Here is an 18,690-nt window from a genome sequence, read left to right as displayed (position 1 = left end):
GCGGGCCGGTGCCGGCCTGCGGCGTCACTTCGCCGCGGGCAGCGAGCGCTCCACCCACTGCAGCAGCGCGTCCGGCGGGACCGCGCCGAGCTGCCGGGCCACCACCTCGCCGCCGTTCAGCAGGAGCAGCAGCGGGATCGACTGGGCCTGGTAACGGGCTGCCGTCTCCGGCGAATCGTCCACATTGACCTTGACGACCTTCAACCTTCCGGCGTACACCTGCGCGGCCTTCTCCACGCCCGGCGCGACCATCCGGCAGGGCCCGCACCACGGCGCCCACAGGTCCAGCAGCACCGGCAGCGACGAGCGCACGACCACGGCGTCGAAGTCGCGGTCGGTGGCCTCGGTCAGCCACGGCAGCATGCCGCGGCAGCTCCCGCAGCGGGCGATCCCCGCGGCGGCGGCGCGCAGCCGGTTGCGCTTGCCGCAGTGCGGGCAGGCGACCAGGTCGGCCCGGGTGTCCTGCTGCGGTGCCTGTGCCATCATCGAGCTCCCGTTCCCGCGCCCGCCTCCGCCAGCTGCGAAGCCGGTGCCGCGTCGAAGGTTACCGCCAATTCGCCGTCGCGCACGCCGACGTGGATCACGGCGTCCTCGCGCAGGTCGCCGGCGATGATGGCGCGGCCGATCCGGGTCTCGACCTCATGGGCGATGTAGCGGCGCAGCGGCCGCGCGCCGTAGACGGGGTCGAAGCCGTGCTCGGCGATGAGCTTGCGGGCGTCCTCGGTGAGGTCGAGGCTGATCCGGCGTTCGCCCAGGCGCTGGCGCAGGTCCTCGAACTGCAGGTCGACGATCTTCTCGATCTGCGGCAGCGTCAGCCGGTGGAACAGCACGATGTCGTCGACGCGGTTGAGGAACTCCGGCCGGAAGTGCCCGCGCAGCTCGCCGAGCACCTTCGCACGGGCCTGCTCGGAGATGTCGGCATCGGACCCTTCCAGCAGATACTCGGCACCGATGTTGGAGGTCATGATGATGACGGTGTTGCGGAAGTCGACGGTGCGGCCCTGCGAGTCGGTGATCCGGCCGTCGTCGAGGACCTGCAGCAGCGTGTTGAACACGTCGGTGTGTGCCTTCTCGATCTCGTCGAACAGCACCACGGAGTACGGCTTGCGGCGTACGGCCTCGGTGAGCTGGCCGCCCTCCTCGTAGCCGACGTAGCCGGGCGGCGCGCCGACGAGCCGGCTGACGGTGTGGCGTTCCTGGTATTCGCTCATGTCGAGGCGGACGATGTTGTCCTCGGAGTCGAACAGGGCCGCGGCGAGGGTCTTGGCGAGTTCGGTCTTGCCGACGCCGGTGGGGCCGAGGAAGATGAACGATCCGATGGGCCGGGTCGGGTCCTTGATGCCGGAGCGGGCGCGGATGATGGCGTCGGCGACGACCTGGACGGCTTCGTCCTGGCCGATGACGCGTTCGTGCAGGATCTCGTCGAGGCGCAGCAGCTTCTGGCGCTCGCCCTCCTGCAGCCGGGACACCGGGATGCCGGTCCACGCGGACACGATCTCGGCGATCTCGTCCTCGGTGACGGTCTCCCGGAGCAGGCCGGGCTGGCCCTGCTGCCGGTCGGCGAGTTTCTGCTCCTCGGCCGCCAGCCGGCGTTCCAGGTCGGCGATGCGGCCGTAGCGCAGCTCCGCGGCCCGGTTGAGGTCGTAGGCGCGTTCGGCCTCCTCGACCTCGTGCCGCAGCCGTTCCAGCTCCTCGCGTACGTCCTGGACCCGGCGGATGGCCTGGCGTTCGCTCTCCCACTGGGCGTGTTTGGCGTCGGCTTCGGCGCGCAGGTCGGCCAGTTCGCGGCGGAGCTGGTCGAGCCGGGCCAGGCTCGACGGATCGGTCTCCTTGGCCAGGGCCGCCTCCTCGATCTCCAGGCGCATGACCCGGCGAGTGATCTCGTCGAGTTCCGCGGGCATGGAGTCGATCTCGGTACGCAGCCGGGCGCAGGCCTCATCCACGAGGTCGATGGCCTTGTCAGGCAGGAACCGGTCGGTGATGTACCGGTGCGACAGTGTCGCCGCGGCCACCAGCGCCGAGTCCTGGATCTTCACACCGTGGAACACTTCGAGGCGCTCGCGCAGCCCGCGCAGGATGGAGATGGTGTCCTCGACCGTCGGCTCGTCGACGAACACCTGCTGGAAGCGGCGGGCGAGCGCGGCGTCCTTCTCGATCTGCTTGCGGTACTCGTCGACGGTGGTCGCGCCGATCATGTGCAGTTCGCCGCGGGCCAGCATGGGTTTGAGCATGTTGCCCGCGTCCATCGCGCCCTCCGCGCCGCCGCCCGCCCCGACGACGGTGTGCAGCTCGTCGACGAACAGCAGGATGCGGCCCTCGGCGGCGCGGACCTCGTTGAGCACGGCCTTGAGCCGCTCCTCGAACTCGCCGCGGTACTTGGCGCCGGCGATCAGTGAGCCCATGTCGAGTGCGAACACGGTCTTGTCGCGCAGGCCCTCGGGCACGTCCCCGCGCACGATGCGCTGGGCGAGCCCCTCCACGATCGCGGTCTTGCCGACCCCGGGGTCACCGATGAGCACCGGATTGTTCTTCGTCTTGCGGGACAGGATCTGGATGACGCGTCGGATCTCGGCGTCGCGGCCGATGACCGGGTCGAGGCGGTTCGCGCGGGCGTCGGCGACCAGGTCCTGCCCGTACTTCTCCAGCGCCTCGTAGGTCACCTCGGGCATCGCGGAGGTGACCCGCTGGTTGCCGCGGATCTGGGTCAGCGCGGCGAGGAACGCGTCCCGGGTGACCCCGTTCTCCTTGAGCCGCCGCCCGGCCGCCGACGCCGAACCCTCGTCGGCCAGAGCCATCAGCAGGTGCTCGGTGGACACGTACTCGTCCTTGAGCCGCTTGGCCTCGCGCTCGGCGGTGTCGAGCACCCGGGACAGCCGCTGCGTCACGAACACCTGCCCGGGCTGCGCGCCCGGCCCGCTGACCTTGGGCCGGCGCTGCAGGTCCTGCTCGACCTCGCCGCGCAGCCGGGCCGGGTCGGCCCCGGTCTGCGCGATCAGCCGCGGCACGATCCCGTCGGGCTGGTCCAGCAGGGCCAGCAGCAAGTGCTCGCCGTCGACCTCGGTGTGGCCCATCCGCAGCGCGATCGTCTGCGCGTCATGCAGCGCCTCCTGCGACTTCTGCGTCAGCTTGTTCATGTCCACGGCGCTCGCTCCTTCGCAGTGCGGTCTGCAGCTCCTCGACCCGGTCGAGCAGATCCATGACCAGGCCGATCGCGGTGTAGTTCAGGGACAGGTCGGCGTGCAGCCGCTGCACCCGCGCCACCTGGTGCAGCTGGGTGGGGGAGAACCACAGGCCCCCGCCCGCGTCGCGGGTCGCGTCGAGCAGGCCGAGCGCGACATACCGCTGCACCAGCACCGGGTGCAGGCGGGCCTCGCGGGCGAAGCGGTCCAGGCTGAGCCGGGACGGCACGGCGAGCGCGTACACCTTCATCTGGCGCTCCTCGGGTCGAAGGTGGACGCCTTGGCCAGTTCCTCGTACAGCTCGCGCTCGCGGTCGCTCAGACTGCCCGGGACCATGATCCGCACCTCGGCGTAGAGGTCGCCGTGCTCGCCGCGACGGTGCGGCATGCCCTGCCCGCGCAGGCGCAGGCGCTTGCCGCTGGACGTGCCGGGCGGCACCGTGACCTTGGTCAGCCCGCCGGGTGTCGCCAGCTCCACGGTCGCGCCGAGCGCCGCCTCGGACGGGCTCACCGGCAGCGGCACGTGGATGTGGCGGCCGTCGAGCCGGTAACGCTGGTGCGGTTCCAGCCGCACGACCAGGTAGAGGTCCCCGGCGGGGGCGTTGCCGCGGCCCTGGCCGCCCTGCCCGGCCAGCCGGATGCGCTGCCCGTCGGTGACCCCGGCCGGGATGTTCACGTCGTAGCTGCGCGGACCATCCGCCCCGGACAGCGTGATGGTGCGCTTGCCGCCCTGGTAGGCCTCCTCGACGGACAGCGGCAGCTCGGCTTCCTGGTCCGCGCCCGGGATCGGGCCCGCGCCCCGCCCGCTGGCCCGGCCACCGCCGCGGAACATGCCGCCGAGCAGGTCCTCCAGGTCGACGTCGCCGCCCTCGTACGACCACGAGAACGGCTCCCCGGCGTCCCGGCCGCGGAAGCCGCCACCCGGGAACCCGCCGCCGGGAAAGCCGCCCTGGCCAGCGCCGCGACCGCGGAAACCGCCCGCGCCCGCGCCGGCCATCTCCTCGTACCCCTCGGGGACCTTGCGGAAGTCCTCGCCGAACCGGTCGTAGCGGCCGCGCTGCTTCGGGTCGTGCAGCACGTGGTACGCCTCGTTGATCTCCTTGAACTTCTCCTCGGCGTCCGGGCTCTTGTTGACGTCCGGGTGGTACTTGCGGGCCAGCTTGCGGAAAGCCTGCTGGATCTCGTCGGCGGACGCGCTGCGCGACACCCCGAGCACGTCGTAGAAGTCACGGGCCACGGCTCACCCCTGGCTGTTGCCGGCGACGACGACCGTGGCCGGGCGCAGCTGCCGGTCGACCTCGCCGTAGCCGGGCCGGATCACCTGCAGCACGGTGCCGTCGGGCTCGCCGGTGTTCGGCACCACGCTGACCGCCTCGTGCCACACCGGGTCGAACGGCACGCCGCTGTCCTCGCGGCGCGGGAAACCGAGCGTGGACAGCGTGTTCACGGCCTGGTCGCGTACCGCGCGAACCCCGTCGAGCACCGCGGACGGGTCGCTGTCGGCGTGCGCCAGCGCCAGGTCCAGGTTGTCGATCACGGGCAGGAACACCGCGGCGGTGCGGGCCCGTTCCTGCTCGCGCTCGGCGGTCAGCTGGCGTTCGTACCGCTTGCGCAGGTTGTCGAGGTCGGCCAGGGCCCGCCGCAACCGGCCCTCCAGCTCGGCGGCCGACGGCCCGGCCGCGGGCGCCTCGATGTCCGGGGCCTCGGCGGACGGCTCCCCGGCGTGGCCGTCGTGCACCGCGACCTCGTCGTCGTCCATCGCGACCGGGCCGGGCGGGTCCAGGCCGTGGCGCGGCACGTGCTCCCGGACGGCCTGGCCCTCGGGGTCGGCGTCGGCCTGCGGGCCGGTGCCGCTGTGCGGGTGGTGTGCCATCGCGGCGGCCCTCAGCTCGGCGAGAACTCGGCGTCGATGACGTCGTCGTCGCCCTGGCTCTGGCCGGTGCGCGCGCCCGCGGTCGGGCCCGCCGGCCCGCCCTGTCCGGCGTCGCCGCCGGGCGGCGGTCCGCTGGGCCGCGCCATCAGGCCCTGCGCCAGCTGCTGCAGGTCGCCGATGAGCGAGCGCAGCCGGTCGATGGGCGCCTCCTCCTTGATGGCCTGGCGGGCGTCGTTGACGAGCAGTTCCGCGCGGGCCTTCTCGTGGGCGGGCGCGGCCTCGCCGAGTTCGCCGAGCCGCTGTTCGACCTGGTAGGTCAGGGACTCGAGCTCGTTGCGGGTGTCGATGAGCTGGCGGGTGCGGGTGTCCTCGTCGCGGTGCGACTCGGCGTCGGCGACCATGCGTTCGACGTCGGTGCGGTCGAGGTTGCCGCTGTCGGTGATGGTGACGGCCTGCTCGACCCCGGTGTCCTTGTCCTTGGCGGACACGTTGAGGATGCCGTTGGCGTCGACGTCGAAGGTGACGTCGATCTGCGGCACGCCGCGGGCCGCGGGCCGGATGTTCTCCAGCCGGAACTTGCCCAGCGTGCGGTTGTCCCCGGCGAGTTCGCGCTCGCCCTGCAGGATGTGGATGTCCACGGCGGGCTGGTTGTCCTCGGCCGTGGAGAACGTCTCGGCCCGCCGCGCGGGGATCGTCGTGTTGCGTTCGATGACCTTGGTCATGCGCCCGCCGAGGGTCTCCAGACCCAGCGACAGCGGGATGACGTCGAGCAGCAGCACGTCCGGTCCCTCGCCGGTGAGCACGCCGGCCTGGATCGCCGCGCCCAGCGCCACGACCTCGTCGGGGTTGACGCTCATGTTCGGGTCCTTGCCGCCGGTCAGCCGCCGCACCAGGGCCTGCACGGCCGGGATGCGGGTGGACCCGCCGACGAGGATGACCTCGTCGAGGTCGTTGGCGGTCACCTTAGCGTCGGTCATCGCCTGCTCGACCGGGCCCAGGCAGCGCTGGACGAGGTCCTTGGTGAGGTCCTCGAACTTCGACCGCGTGATCGTCGTGGTGAGGTGCTTCGGGCCGGACGCGTCGGCGGTCACGAACGGCAGGCTGACCTGCGTCTGGGTGACCGAGGACAGCTCGACCTTGGCCTTCTCCGCGGCCTCGAACAGCCGCTGCAGCGCCTGCGGGTCGCTGCGCAGGTCGATGCCGTTGTCGTTCTTGAATTCGTCGGCGAGGTGGTCGACCAGCCGGCGGTCGAAGTCGTCGCCGCCGAGGTGGGAGTCGCCCGCGGTGGCGCGCACCTCGACGACGCCGTCGCCGACGTCGAGGATGCTCACGTCGAAGGTGCCGCCGCCGAGGTCGAACACGAGGACCGTCTCGTGGCCCTTCTTGTCCAGCCCGTACGCCAGCGCGGCCGCGGTCGGCTCGTTGATGATGCGCAGCACGTCGAGCCCGGCGATGCGGCCGGCGTCCTTGGTCGCGGTGCGCTGGGCGTCGTTGAAGTACGCCGGCACCGTGATGACGGCCTGGGTGACCTTCTCGCCGAGGAACTTCGACGCGTCGTCGACGAGTTTGCGCAGCACCTGGGCGCTGATCTCCTCGGGCGAGTACATCTTGCCCTTGACGTCGAAGCGTACGAGGCCGTCCGGGCCGGGCACGACGTCGAACGCGACCGCCTTGGCCTCCTCGCTGATCTCGTCGAAGTGCCGGCCGATGAACCGTTTCGCGGAGTAGATCGTGCCCTTCGGGTTGAGGATCGCCTGCCGGCGGGCCAGCTGCCCGACCAGGCGCTCGCCCGCGTCGGTGAACGCGACCACCGACGGCGTCGTACGCGCGCCCTCCGCGTTCTGGATCACCGTCGGCTGACCGCCCTCGAACACCGCGATCACCGAGTTCGTGGTGCCCAGATCGATACCCACTGCCTTGGCCATGGCGCAGCTCCACATCCGCTGTCTGCCCGGCGCGTGCGTCTGTGCGTGGCGAACCGTCGGCGGGCCGCTCATCAGCGGACACGCTGAGCGCACGTCCGGTATTTGCACATAAATCGGACTCACATAATCTAGCCGACCACCGTGCCCGGGGTGGGTGTTACCGGCCGACGCACCTGTCGAACGTGCGTTCGTGCACCGTGGCCGGGCGGTCAGCTCGCGTTGCCGCGGCGGGCGCGGGCCGCCCAGATCGCATATGACGGGTCGCGGTCCAGGTTGTGGCGGTCCCGGTCGTAGCGGCGGGTGGTGCGCGGGTCGGCGTGGCCCATCGCGTCCTGCACGTCCTCCAGCGGCACCCCCTCGCCGCGCGCGGTGGTGGCGAACGCGTGCCGCAGCGAGTGCGGCGACAGCTGCGCCGCGCTCGGGATGCCCGCCCGCTCGGCCAGCCGGCGCACCAGCCGGAACACGGCGTGGCGGTCCAGTGCCCGCCCCGACTCGGACACGAACACCGGCCCGGACAGGTCCTCCACCGCCACATGCACCTGCGCCGCGCGCTGCTGCAGGTAGTGGTCCAGCGCGGCCGCGGTCCCCGGCGCCAGCGCCCGCCGGCGCGGCTTGCCGCCCTTGCCAGAGAAGCGCACCGTGCGGTGCCCGCGCTCATGGCCCAGGTCGGTCAGGTCGAGCTTGCACACCTCGCCGACGCGCAGCCCCAGGTCGGCGAGCAGGGTCAGCAGCGCGTGATGGCGGGGCGAGTCATCGGCGGCCGCCCGCAGCAGCGCGTCGACCTCGCCCGGGCTCATGCCGATGGTGGCCGAGTGGTCGCGCTCCACGCTGGGCCGGTCCGCGCCGGTCACCGGGTTGGCCGGGATCATCCCGAGCTTGTGCAGGAACTCGTACCAGCTGGACAGGCCGGACAGTTTGCGGGCGACCGTGGTCGCCGCGATCGTCCGGCCGGTGCGCTGGTCCACGCAGGACTCCAGCCAGCGGCCGTATTCGTTGACATGGGTGAACCGGGCCTGCAGCGGCTCCACCCCGTGCTCGCCGCACCAGGACAGGTAGCCGCGCACGTCCCGCCGGTAGGCGTCGCGGGTGTTGGCCGACAGCCGCCGGTTGGCCAGCCACGCCTCGGTGAAGTCCACATACTCCTGCGGGGTGGCCAGCGCGCCGCCCTGCACCGGAATCGAGAGCTCACCTGTCACGATGATCAGCCTAGTGCCGGGTACGACACATTCGACGGCAGCCCAAGCCAAGATCGTTCGATGTGGCGGGCAGCTGTGCGTATCTTGACCGCGCATTCCCCCGATTGCCTGGCAAGTCGGGTGATCGAGGGCGTCAGCTGTCGATGTCCCGGGCGCCGGAGGCCCTGAGCAGCCACTCCAGCGAGTCCGAGGCGAACGGGTGGCCCTCGACCGCGACGTCCACCCAGCCACCGGCGGGCCCGGCCAGTCCGGCGTCCCACCACTGCCAGCCGCGGGACTCGCCCAGCTCCTCCGGCTCGAACCAGGCGAGCCACCCGGACAGCTCCCAGGCGGCCGCGTCCCGCTCCGGCGTGCACGCCGACACGAACCGGTCGGGCAGCCGGTCGTGCCACTGCGCCAGCTCCGGCCAGGCGGCTCCGGCGTCCAGCACGGTCGCGAGCACGTCCCGGACCAGCGCGATCACGGAGCGGGGGTCGTCGGCGGTGAAGGTGAACCGCTGCAGGAACGCCTCGCTCACCTCGCCGGGCAGCGGGCCTTCCAGCACCCGGCGCAGTTCCGCCTGCCGATCCATCCGTGCCGTCCTCCAGGGTTCCGGGCCTTCCGGCAGAGCCTATGCCCGCTATGCTCCGCCGAATGCACAGCCTGCCCGCCCAGTACCGACCGGCATCGCACCTGAAGGAGGCCACCCTCCACCTTCCCCTGTCGGCCGCGGGCGCGATGACCGCGGCCTCGGCCATGGTCCTGGTGGCCAACCCGGTGTGGGGAACCGCAGGGGTGCTGCTGTTCGGTTTCGGCACGGTCCGCCTCGAGCGGCAGCGGCGCGTGCTGGGCGACGACGAGATCCGCGCCCGGATCAGCCCCTTCCGGCAGCTGCGGCGCGGCGATGTCGACGGATTCGCCTGGCTGCTGCGGGTGCTGGCGGAGATCGACGGCCGTTCGCCCCGCGCTCGCCGGAACGCCCGGATCGCCCTGGAGACGATCGCCGCCGAGGACCGGCTGATGCGCAGCCTGATCTTCCACTGCCGACGGAACGACGTCAGCGTCGAGGTCTTCAGGGACCGCCTCAGGCGATTCGGCACCGGTACGCTCGCCGCCACGCTGGCGAGCCTCCATCCGGACGGGCGGGTCCGGGTGGCCGCGGTCGCCGCCATGGGTCGCCGGTTGCGGCCGGTCCACCTGCCGTTCCTGGTTGAGCGCACCGTCGACTGGGCGCCGCAGGTGCGCACCCCCGCACAACGCGTGCTGCGCAGGCAGCTCCGCCGGCGGCCGGCATTGCTGCCACAGGTCAGGGCGGCCTACGCGCGGGTCGCCCGGCGCAGGCACGCCCCGGTGGTGGCCCAGCTGATCGGCGGGCGCTGATCCGCTCCACGCGTGGGACCGCCGGAATCGCACTGAGCGGGTGAGTCTTGCGGCCGCGGGTGCCGGCGGCCTCCGGCGGCTGGATACCATTCCGGCGTGCGTGACATCGCGGTGTTCAGCGGTAGTGCCCATCCCGAACTCGCGGCCGAGATCTGCGCCCACCTGGAAGTGCCGTTGCACCCGGTGCGGGTGTCGCGCTTCGCCAACGACTGCCTCGAGGTGCAGCTCGGCGCGAACTGCCGCGACCGCGACGTCTACCTGGTGCAGCCGCTGGTGCCGCCGGTGCAGGAACACCTGGTCGAGCTGCTGCTGATGCTCGACGCGGCGCGGGGTGCGTCGGCGGGCCGGATCACCGTGGTCATGCCGCACTACGCGTACGCCCGTTCCGACAAGAAGGACGCGCCGCGCATCTCCATCGGCGGGCGGCTGGTCGCCGACCTGCTGCGCACCGCCGGGGCGGACCGGGTGCTGGCGATGACGCTGCACTCGCCGCAGATCCACGGGTTCTTCAGCATGCCGGTCGACCACCTGCACGCGCTGCGCGAGCTGGCCGGCTACTTCAAGCAGTACGACCTGGCCGACACCGTCGTCGTGTCACCCGACCTCGGCAACGCCAAGGAGGCGGCCGCGTTCGCCCGGCTGCTGGGCACCCCCGTGGCGGCCGGGGCCAAGCAGCGCTACAGCGACGACCGGGTGCAGATCAGCGCGGTCATCGGCGACGTCGCGGACAAGCACGTCATCGTGCTCGACGACGAGATCGCCAAGGGCAGCACCGTGATCGAGTTGATGGAGCACCTGCGCGGCCTGAACGTGCGCTCCATCCGCCTGGCCTGCACCCACGGCCTGTTCTCCGACAACGCCCTCAAGCGCCTCAGCGACCAGGACGGCGTACTGGAGATCGTCTGCACCAACACGGTGCCGATCGCCGCCGAAAAGCGCGTGCCGAAGCTGAAGGTGCTGTCGGTCGCCCCAGCCCTGGCCGAAGCGATGCGCCGTATCCACAACGGCGAGTCGGTCAGCGCCCTGTTCTCCTGACCCTCCGAGATCACGACGATCTTGCGCGAACTGTTGCCCATTCGCCCGGATCGCCCGTGTCGCACCCACAGTTCGCGCAAGATCGTCGCCCTGGACCGCGGTGGGTCAGACGGGTAGTGACAGGACGTGCTGGAGGAGGGCGACCAGGACTGCGCGGGACGAGGTGCGGTCGCGGGCGTCGCACAACAGCACGGGCGTGCCCGGGTCCAGGTTCAGGGCGAGCTGGACGTCGGCGGGGGTGAAGCGGTCGCTGCCCTCGAAGCAGTTGACCGCGACCACGAACGGGGTCTCCCGGTCCTCGAAGTAGTCGATGCAGGCGAAGCTCTCCTTGAGCCGCCGCGTGTCGGCCAGCACCACCGCGCCGATGGCGCCGGAGGCCAGCTCGTCCCACAGGAACGAGAAGCGGTCCTGGCCGGGGGTGCCGAACAGGTAGAGCACCAGGTCGCGGCTGATGGTGATGCGGCCGAAGTCCATCGCCACGGTGGTGTGCGTCTTGGCCTCCACCCCGGACAGGTCGTCGACCCCGATCCCGGCGTCGGTGAGCACCTCCTCGGTGCGCAGCGGGCGGATCTCGCTGACCGCGCCGACCATCGTGGTCTTGCCGACACCGAAGTGCCCCGCGATCAGGATCTTGACCGCGGTGGGCAGCACGACCGGTGCCGTGTCAGAGCGTACGGAGTCCATGGATGACCGCCTCGAGTACGGGTCGGCTCGCCACACCGCGGGCCGGGGTGGGGGAACGGGTGACGATGAGCCGCTGCGCCAGCAGGTCGCCGAGCAGCACCATGACCGTGCCCGCGGGCAGGTCCAGCTCGGCCGCCAGCTCGGCCACCGACACGGGCTCCTGGCTGTGGCGGATGATCTGCGCGGACTCCGGGTGCAGGCCGTCGTCGCGTTCGGGCGGCCGGGTGGCCAGCACTATCGAGATGAGGTCGAACGCGCCGCGCACGGGGGTGGTCCGGCCGGACGTCATCGCGTACGGCCGCACCACCGGCACAGCGTCGGGCCACTGCTCCTGTGGCGCCTCCACCAGGTCAGCCCTGCGCCGCGGCGGGCTGGCGGACGGGGGTGGTGATGTACTGGCCCACCCGGACCACCAGCATCTCCATCTCGTATGCCGCCACGCCCACGTCGATGTCGCTGCCGCACACCACGGCCAGGCACGCGCCGTTGCCCGCCGACGTGACGAACAGGTAACCCGTGCCGAACTCGATCATGGTGCGGCGCACCACGCTGTCGCCGAAGTGCCGGCCGGCGCCCCGGGCCAGGCTGCTCATCCCGGCCGCGGCCGCCGCCAGGTGCTCGGCGTCGGCCTTCGCCAGCCCCGCCGAGGTCGCGATGAGCAGCCCGTCCGTGGACAGGATGATGGCGTACCTGGCCTCGACGACCCGGTGGACCAGGTCGTCCACGAGCCAGGCGAGGTCGACGGTCGCTGCGGTCTTCTCCGTCACGATGCTGGTCCTTCCGGCTGTGCTGCGGTCGGGGACTGTCCGGTCAGTTCGGCGTGCGCACGGCCCTGCCGCGCGGCGTCGGCGTACGCCGCCAGGAACCGGCTGACCTCCTGCGGCTCGCGGCCGTTCGGGTACGACGGGCCGGTCTGGCCGCCGCCGCTTGCCTGCTCGGCCTCGGCCAGGTCGCGCGGGCGCGGCACGACCCGCTTGGGCCGCTTCTCCCGCCACGGCAGGCCGGCGGGGGTCATCCTGGTGTCGTCGCCGCCAGGCTGGGCCGGGCCCGTCGCCGGATCCGTCTCGGCGGCCTGCCCGGCCGGACGGCGGCCGTTGGGGTTGAGAGCGGCCGCGGCCGCGACGGTGGCCAGCAGCCGCTCGCGGGGCCGGTCGCCGACCTCCGGGGCGGTCCGGGCGATCAGCTCGGCGGGGATCACCACCGCGGCGGTCACCCCGTCGTGCGGCGACCGGCGCAGCTGCACCACGAGCTGGTAGCGCTGCGCCAGCCGGCCGACCACGTAGAACCCCAGCCGGGCCGCGCCGGCGAGCTGGAACTCCGGCGGGTCGGCCAGCTGCAGGTTCGCCTCCTGCAGGTCCAGGTCGGTCATGCCCAGGCCCCGGTCGGCGATCTCCACCAGGTATCCGCCGGGCACGGCCCGGCCTGTCACGTCGACGTCGGTGTGCGGGGGCGAGAACGACACCGCGTTCTCCATCAGCTCCGCCAGCAGGTGGATGACGTCACCTGCGGCGTGACCCGCGAGCGCGGCCGGCTCTGCGGCACGCAGCCGCACCCGCGGGTAGTCCTCGACCTCGGCCAGCGCGCCGCGCAGCACGTCCACCATCGGCACGGCGGCGCGGTAGGTGCGGCTGGCCGGCACACCCGACAGCACCACCAGGTTCTCCGCGTTGCGCCGCATGCGGGTGGCCAGGTGGTCGATCTGGAACAGTTTGGCCAGCTCCTCGTCGGTGGCGGCCTGCCGCTCCATGAGGTCGATCATCTTCAGCTGCCGGTGCACCAGCGTCTGGATGCGGTGCGCCAGGCTCAGGAACACGTCGCGTACGCCGCGCCGCAGCTCCGCCTGGTCGACGGTCGCCTGGATCGCGGTCTGCTGCACCACGTCGAACGCCCGACCGACCTGCCCGATGTCGTCGTCGCCGAACGCCAGCGGCGGCGCGGCCTTGCCGACGTCGACCTGCTCGCCGACCCGCAGCCGCTCCACGACCCGCGGCAGCCGCACGTGCGCCAGATCCAGCGCGGCCGCCCGCAGCTGCGCCAGCTGGGCCTGCAGCGAGCGCAGCGACCGGATGGTGAACCGGATCGACAGCACCACGGCGATGAGCCCGAGACCGGCCGCCAGCACCAGCTGCACGACGATGCCGATCATCGCCGGGCGGAACCGGACCACCGTCTGGTCGGCCAGGTCGAGCACCAGGGTCCGGGTCGCTTCGATCGCGCCGGTGACCGCGGCCCGCCACGACGCCGCGTCGGCCGGCGGGGCCACGCCGGGCGGGGCCCGCATCACCTGGTTCTCCAGCGACTGCAGGGCCAGCATCTCGGAGCTGTTCAGCAGCGCCAGGTACTGCCCCTTCTCGGGCTGCGGCAGCCGCTCGGCGACCTGCGTCGACAGGTACTTCTGCGCGCCGACCAGCTCGGTGAAGGCGGCCCGGTCGGCCTCGGTGAACCGGTTCTCGCCGAGGACGCCGGACAGCACCGCGTCCTCCCGGGAGATCATCTCCTGGGAGTGGGTGAGCAGCACCAGCGTCGAGGTGTGGAAGATGACGTCGGAGTCGTCCCAGGCGGTGTACGTGCCGTACACGTCGAAGCCGAGCTGGGTCAGGCCGGTGAAGTAGGTGTTCACGTTCACCCGGTCCAGGCCGCCGCGGTCCAGTTCGAGGCGCCGGTCGGGCAGGCTGTTGAGCGCGGCGAGCAGGTCGGCCAGCCGGGCGTCGCTCGCCTCGCTGGTGGACCACTGCGCCACGGTGCCCTCCAGCGCGCCGCGCAGCTTGCTCACGGCCTGGTCGGTGCCGGTACGGGCGGCGTCGAGCGCGGCCCGGTCGGCGGCGACGCCGGACGCGGCGAACGTGACCGACTCGCGGCGCTCGGCCTGGATCGCCGCGATGAGCGCCTCGGTCGGCTTGGCGACCTGCTGCTCCAGCGCGGCCAGCCAGACCAGGCTGAGCCCCTGCCCCACGGTGACGTACGCGGCGAACGCCCACAGCGCCACGAGGGACGCGAGCACGGCGAAGATCTTGTTGCGCAGGCCGGGATTGCGGGGTGGTCGGGGGTCGGATTCGTTCATGGCACCCGCTCGGGAGAGGACGCTGTGGGGGTGGGCGGCGGTGCTCACGTCCCGCGAGTGAACGGGGCGCGACGGGGTGTTCACGCGAAGTCGTGACCCGTTGTAACAACGGTGGATAAACCGTGATCGCACACCGGGTGCGACGCTGCCGAACCTCAGCCGTGAGGCCGACACGCGCTCGCCCGATCCGGGCGCGCACACGGCCGGACGGCCGCCCCCGTGTCGCGGGGCGGCCGTCCGGTAACGCGGTCACCAGCCGGTTCGTCCGGCTCCGTACGGGTAGAGCGGGTTGCCGTACGTGGTCGGCACCGTCTGCCCGGCGTCGATCCGGGCCCGGATCTCGTTGCGCTGGGCCGTCGTCGCGCCCAGGTCGTACGGCAGGTCCCAGGCCTCGGTGGCGTCGGCGGGCACGTCGGTCCCGCCGGTTCGCAGCACGTCGGTCAGCGCCCGGGGCAGCTGCCAGGGCAGCTTGCCGCTGGGCGCGTAGTCGCCGAACAGCAGCGATGCCAGCGCCGGGCCCATCTCCTCGCCGCCGCGGTAGGTGACCACGGTCGCCCCGGCCAGCCCGTCCCACTCGGTGATGACGTACGGCCTCGGCATCACCAGCACGACCACGACCGGGATGTTCTGGTTGCGGAAGTTCTGGATCACGGCGAGCTGGTCGGCGGGCAGGTACGGCTGCTCCTTCACCCAGTTCGTGCCGTGGGTGTAGGAGCCCTCGCCGACGGCGACGACCGCCACCTTCGGCGCGGGACCGGTGTCCTGGTAGACGTTCACCCCCGCGGTGGAGGCCCTGGCCCGGATCGCGTCGATGATGTTCTTGGACCCGTACTCCTGGTGGAAGTAGCTGGTCCAGATGCAGCACGCCAGCGCGTCCGTCGCGCGCGGTCCGGCGACGACGATGTTGTCGCCCGCGTTGAGCCGCAGCGGCAGCACGCCGTTGTTCTTGAGCAGCGTCATCGCCTCCCGCGAGGCCTGGTTGGCCAGCGCGGTGTAGGACGGCTGGTGCATTCGGTACGGCCCGTTGACCGGGTCCCCGTACGGCGCCTCGAACACGCCGAGCTGGAACTTCAGCCGCAGGATGCGCCGGACCGCGTCGTCGATGCGGGCCGCCGGGACCCCGGCGGTGAAGGTGGCGATGGAGTAGCCGGGCGCGCCCGGGTCCGCCCCGCCCATCACGTCCGAGCCGGCCTTGGCCGCGCCGACCCAGGAGCCCGAGGGCAGCCAGTCGGTCGTGATCAGACCGGTGAACCCGAGGTTGTTGCGCAGGTACGCCAGGATCGGCGCGCTGTCGCCGGCCCCCGGGCCGCCCGGGTCGAGCAGCGAGCTGCCCGCGTACCCCGGCATGATGTTGACCGCGCCGGCCTCCATCGCCGCCCGGAACGGGATCATGTGGTACTTGATGGTGACCGCGTCGTACACGATCAGCGCCTCACCGCCCGCGCCCTCGCCGGGCCAGTGCTTGACCGTGGCCAGCACCGATGCCGGGTTGAGCTCCGGGCCGCCCTGCAGACCGGCCACCAGGGCCCGCACCTGCGCGGCGGCGACGTCGGCGTTCTCGCCGTTGCCCTCCTGGATGCGCGGGTAGAGGACCTTCGTGCCGACCTCGGCCAGCGGCCCGAGCACGCCACGGGTGCCGACCTCCAGCTGCTCGCGCCGCTGCATGTCGCCCAGCTTGTACGCCAGCGGGTAGTCCCTGGTCGCGGCCAGCGCGCTCTGCGTCGGGTAGGTGGTCTTGTAGCCGTGGATGGTGTCGCCCGCCGACACGAACGGGATGCCCAGCCGCGTCGACGCCGACGAGGTGAGGAAGTTGTGCAGGTCCGGACCCTCGGCGGGGCCGAAGTGCCAGCCCGACCGGTTGAAGGTCTGGGCGTTGTAGAACATCTGGTACGCCTTCTCCTCCAGCGTCATGCGCCCGAGGAGGTCGTTGACCCGCGTCTCGACCGGCTGCCGCCAGTCCTCGTACGGCTCGATCGCGCCGTTCTTGTTGAGGTCGCGGCTGCCGTTGACGATGTTGACGCCGTCGACGACGTTCTCCAGCACCGGCAGGTAGACGCTGAACCGGCGGATGTTGGACACCTGGACGGTGCCGCCGGAACCGTTCACTGCCACGACGTACCACTTGTAGGTCCACCGGTCCGGCAGGTCCCAGGTGGGGGTGTAGGTGGTGCCGGTCGGTTCGGCGACCTTGGTGTACAGGTCGATGAGGTTGCCGGGCTGTGTGAAGTCGTAGTCGATGCGGCTGATGTTGAGCCACACCTGGTAGCGGGCCGCGCCGCCGACAGCGTTCCAGCTCAGCGCCGGTCGGCGGGTGGTGGTGACCATGGCCGCGTCGGCGGGGCCGGTCAGTGCGAACTGGCCGGTCGTCGCCGGGGGACGGGTCGGGCCGGACAGCATCGGCGGCGTGCTCGCCGAGGTGCTGACGGTGCCGAACACCTGCAGCTCCCACAGCGAGTAGCCGTAGCCGGTGGCCCGGGCGGTGCCGTAGAGGCGCAGGTAGCGGCCGCTGCCGCTGATGTTCAGCGTCTCGACGCCGCCGGGGCCGGTGGTCGTCGAGTGGATCGTGGTCCAGGTGGCCGCGTCGTTGGACGTCTCGATGCGGTAGCCGCGTGCGAACGCGGACTCCCAGTTCAGCACGACCCTGGAGATCGTTGCGGCGCCGCCGAAGTCGATCCGGATCCACTGCGGGTCGCTGAACTGGCTGGACCAGCGGGTGGTGGTGCGGCCGTCGAGGGCCGCGGCGGGGGCGTTGCCGCCCTCGTACGACGACGCCTCGACCTTCTTGAACTCGGAGATCGGCGTGCCGCCCGGGTTCGGCGGGGGGCTCTGGCTGGCGCTCGGGCTGGGGCTGGGCTGGCCGCCGATGATGCCGAAGACCTGGAACTCCCACAGCGAGTAGCCGTAGCCGTTCGCGCGCACCGTGCCGTACACCCGCACGTAGCGGCCGCTGCCGGTGACGGCGAGGGTCTGCGTGCCGCCGGTGCCGGTGGTGGTCGAGTAGATGTTGGTCCAGGTGTTGCCGTCGGGTGAGGTCTGGATCTGGAAGCCGGTCGCGTACGCCGCCTCCCAGACCAGCTTCACCTGGTCGATCGCGGCGGTCGCGCCGAGGTCGACGCGGATCCACTGCGGGTCGCTGAACTGGCTGGACCAGCGGGTGCCGGGATCGCCGTCGACGGCGGCGGCGGCCGGCGTGCCCGCGCCCTCGATCGACGAGGCGAGGACCGGCTTGCCCTGGGAGATCAGCGGACCGGCGGCCTGGGCGGGCACGCCGGTCAGGGACTGTGCGAGCAGTGCGAGCGCGACGGCGACGGCCGCCGCCAGGCCCGCTCGGCTGCGCCAAGGCAGCCGTAAGGACGTGCTGAGCGACATGGGCTGGCTCCTGATGGAGACGGGACGGGACAGGCCCAGCCGGGGTGGGGGACGGCCGCGGGACCTGTTGGAGAGCGCTCTCCGGACAGAGTCATCGAAACAGCCCGATTAGTCAACCCGTGCCGCGGCTCAGCGCACGCGTGGATCCTCCAGTGCGCGGGCGGCGGCGGCCAGCACCCCGCTCGCACACAGCCGCGGCGCGCCGAGGAGCAGGATCTCGCGGTCCGTCCACTCGACCCGATCGATGCCGGGCCGGGCGATGAGCGAATCGTCGAGGGCCAGCTGCGCGTTGTCCTTGTACAGGCAGCGCGCCGCGTCGCCGACCCACAGGTCCCAGTGCAGCGGCCCGCCGTCGGACCCGCCGAGCCAGCGCTGCTCCAGCGGCAGGACCGACAGGTCACCGGTGTCGAGCACCTCGCGGACCGTCATCGACGGCGGATCGGCGTACCTGCTGGCGATGACCACGTCGAGGATGTCCTCGATGTGCTCCGGGCAGGCGCAGGCGGGCGGCTGCGGCGGAGTCCAGCCGGCGCCGTCGGTGGGATCGGACACCGCGGCATCATAGGCCGCCGCGCGGCAGCCCGCTCTCCCTGTGCGACAGGGACCTCGCCGGTCGCCGTGGCACGACCGGCGAAGTCCCGTCGGCGCACCGGCGGCCGAGGTCGTGGGCGCGACCCCGGCGGGAGCCGGACGCGGATCAGGCGGCGACGGCCTCGCGCCGCCGGGCGAGGTATTCGCCGATGCCGAGGTGCAGGGTGAGGTTGAGGATCGCCGGGAAGGCGACCAGGAACTCGAACACGCCCGGCGAGGCGTTCTCCGTGAACTGGGCGGTGAGGATGCTCCACGGAGCGCCGCCGAGCAGCACCGGGATGCTGAGCAGCACGGTGCCGAAGCCGGAGCCGCCGCCGGTGTCCCCGGAGCCGACCACCACGAAGACCGCTACCAGCGGGATCACCAGAAGAGCGTGTACGAGTACGGCCAAACGTCGTACCGAGACAGTCATTCGGAGG

The 18,690-nt window shown here is 72.0% G+C and carries 17 protein-coding genes; 2 read left to right on the top strand and 15 right to left on the bottom strand.

Translation table 11 applies throughout. The annotated features are described in order from the left end of the window. Positions 1 to 24: 24 nt before the first annotated feature. The 8 genes from trxA to F9C41_RS03600 all read right to left on the bottom strand — a co-directional run bounded on the left by trxA (position 25) and on the right by F9C41_RS03600 (position 8,743). Positions 25 to 483, bottom strand: a complete 459-nt coding sequence (trxA, locus tag F9C41_RS03635; RefSeq protein WP_155385107.1) for a thioredoxin — start codon at positions 481 to 483, stop codon at positions 25 to 27. Then, positions 483 to 3,140: an ATP-dependent chaperone ClpB gene (gene clpB / locus F9C41_RS03630; RefSeq protein ID WP_155385106.1), complete on the bottom strand. Its 2,658-nt coding sequence runs from the start codon at positions 3,138 to 3,140 to the stop codon at positions 483 to 485. The genes trxA and clpB overlap by 1 nt, the downstream gene beginning before the upstream one ends. Continuing rightward, complete coding sequence (locus tag F9C41_RS03625; RefSeq protein ID WP_120321065.1) at positions 3,094 to 3,429, bottom strand: chaperone modulator CbpM; 336 nt, start codon at positions 3,427 to 3,429, stop codon at positions 3,094 to 3,096. The genes clpB and F9C41_RS03625 overlap by 47 nt, the downstream gene beginning before the upstream one ends. Continuing rightward, positions 3,426 to 4,415, bottom strand: coding sequence for a DnaJ C-terminal domain-containing protein (locus F9C41_RS03620; RefSeq protein ID WP_155385104.1), 990 nt, complete (start codon positions 4,413 to 4,415; stop codon positions 3,426 to 3,428). The genes F9C41_RS03625 and F9C41_RS03620 overlap by 4 nt, the downstream gene beginning before the upstream one ends. 3 nt (positions 4,416 to 4,418) lie before the next feature. Continuing rightward, positions 4,419 to 5,051, bottom strand: coding sequence for a nucleotide exchange factor GrpE (locus F9C41_RS03615; protein ID WP_230689264.1), 633 nt, complete (start codon positions 5,049 to 5,051; stop codon positions 4,419 to 4,421). Positions 5,052 to 5,062: 11 nt separating this feature from the next. Then, positions 5,063 to 6,976 carry a molecular chaperone DnaK gene (gene dnaK / locus F9C41_RS03610; RefSeq protein WP_155385103.1) on the bottom strand — a complete coding sequence of 638 codons (1,914 nt, stop codon included), beginning with the start codon at positions 6,974 to 6,976 and terminating at the stop codon, positions 5,063 to 5,065. A gap of 209 nt (positions 6,977 to 7,185) precedes the next feature. Next, positions 7,186 to 8,172 (bottom strand): tyrosine-type recombinase/integrase, encoded by a 987-nt coding sequence (locus F9C41_RS03605; protein WP_407924661.1) that lies wholly within the window; start codon positions 8,170 to 8,172, stop codon positions 7,186 to 7,188. Between the two features lie 133 nt (positions 8,173 to 8,305). Continuing rightward, complete coding sequence (locus tag F9C41_RS03600; RefSeq protein ID WP_155385100.1) at positions 8,306 to 8,743, bottom strand: hypothetical protein; 438 nt, start codon at positions 8,741 to 8,743, stop codon at positions 8,306 to 8,308. Between the two features lie 62 nt (positions 8,744 to 8,805). On the opposite strand from F9C41_RS03600, the gene F9C41_RS03595 reads away from it, so the two are divergent. After that, positions 8,806 to 9,531 (top strand): hypothetical protein, encoded by a 726-nt coding sequence (locus F9C41_RS03595; protein ID WP_155385099.1) that lies wholly within the window; start codon positions 8,806 to 8,808, stop codon positions 9,529 to 9,531. 96 nt (positions 9,532 to 9,627) lie between these two features. After that, positions 9,628 to 10,566 (top strand): ribose-phosphate diphosphokinase, encoded by a 939-nt coding sequence (locus F9C41_RS03590; protein WP_155385097.1) that lies wholly within the window; start codon positions 9,628 to 9,630, stop codon positions 10,564 to 10,566. A 105-nt stretch (positions 10,567 to 10,671) separates the two neighbouring features. On the opposite strand, the gene F9C41_RS03585 is transcribed toward F9C41_RS03590, so the two are convergent. The 7 genes from F9C41_RS03585 to F9C41_RS03555 all read right to left on the bottom strand — a co-directional run bounded on the left by F9C41_RS03585 (position 10,672) and on the right by F9C41_RS03555 (position 18,635). Beyond that, positions 10,672 to 11,250 carry a GTP-binding protein gene (locus tag F9C41_RS03585; RefSeq protein ID WP_155385096.1) on the bottom strand — a complete coding sequence of 193 codons (579 nt, stop codon included), beginning with the start codon at positions 11,248 to 11,250 and terminating at the stop codon, positions 10,672 to 10,674. Beyond that, positions 11,231 to 11,596: a DUF742 domain-containing protein gene (locus F9C41_RS03580; RefSeq protein ID WP_230689263.1), complete on the bottom strand. Its 366-nt coding sequence runs from the start codon at positions 11,594 to 11,596 to the stop codon at positions 11,231 to 11,233. The genes F9C41_RS03585 and F9C41_RS03580 overlap by 20 nt, the downstream gene beginning before the upstream one ends. A 4-nt stretch (positions 11,597 to 11,600) precedes the next feature. Further along, positions 11,601 to 12,020 (bottom strand): roadblock/LC7 domain-containing protein, encoded by a 420-nt coding sequence (locus F9C41_RS03575; protein ID WP_407924664.1) that lies wholly within the window; start codon positions 12,018 to 12,020, stop codon positions 11,601 to 11,603. Then, the gene (locus F9C41_RS03570) at positions 12,014 to 14,311 is read right to left on the bottom strand and encodes a sensor histidine kinase (RefSeq protein WP_155385092.1); all 2,298 of its coding nucleotides are present in this window, start codon (positions 14,309 to 14,311) and stop codon (positions 12,014 to 12,016) included. The genes F9C41_RS03575 and F9C41_RS03570 overlap by 7 nt, the downstream gene beginning before the upstream one ends. 249 nt (positions 14,312 to 14,560) lie before the next feature. After that, a complete protein-coding gene (locus tag F9C41_RS03565; protein ID WP_155385090.1) occupies positions 14,561 to 17,680 on the bottom strand; it encodes a discoidin domain-containing protein in 3,120 nt (1,039 codons plus the stop codon). 129 nt (positions 17,681 to 17,809) lie between these two features. Beyond that, on the bottom strand, positions 17,810 to 18,232 hold the full coding sequence (locus F9C41_RS03560; protein WP_155385089.1) for a hypothetical protein: 423 nt from the start codon (positions 18,230 to 18,232) through the stop codon (positions 17,810 to 17,812). A gap of 145 nt (positions 18,233 to 18,377) precedes the next feature. Beyond that, positions 18,378 to 18,635 carry a hypothetical protein gene (locus tag F9C41_RS03555; RefSeq protein ID WP_155385088.1) on the bottom strand — a complete coding sequence of 86 codons (258 nt, stop codon included), beginning with the start codon at positions 18,633 to 18,635 and terminating at the stop codon, positions 18,378 to 18,380. Positions 18,636 to 18,690 lie beyond the last annotated feature (55 nt).

Source organism: Catellatospora paridis, from assembly GCF_009720365.1.
Classification (GTDB): domain Bacteria; phylum Actinomycetota; class Actinomycetes; order Mycobacteriales; family Micromonosporaceae; genus Catellatospora; species Catellatospora paridis.
Note: the sequence above shows the minus strand (reverse complement) of the source record. Positions and strands in the feature narration are given on the sequence as shown.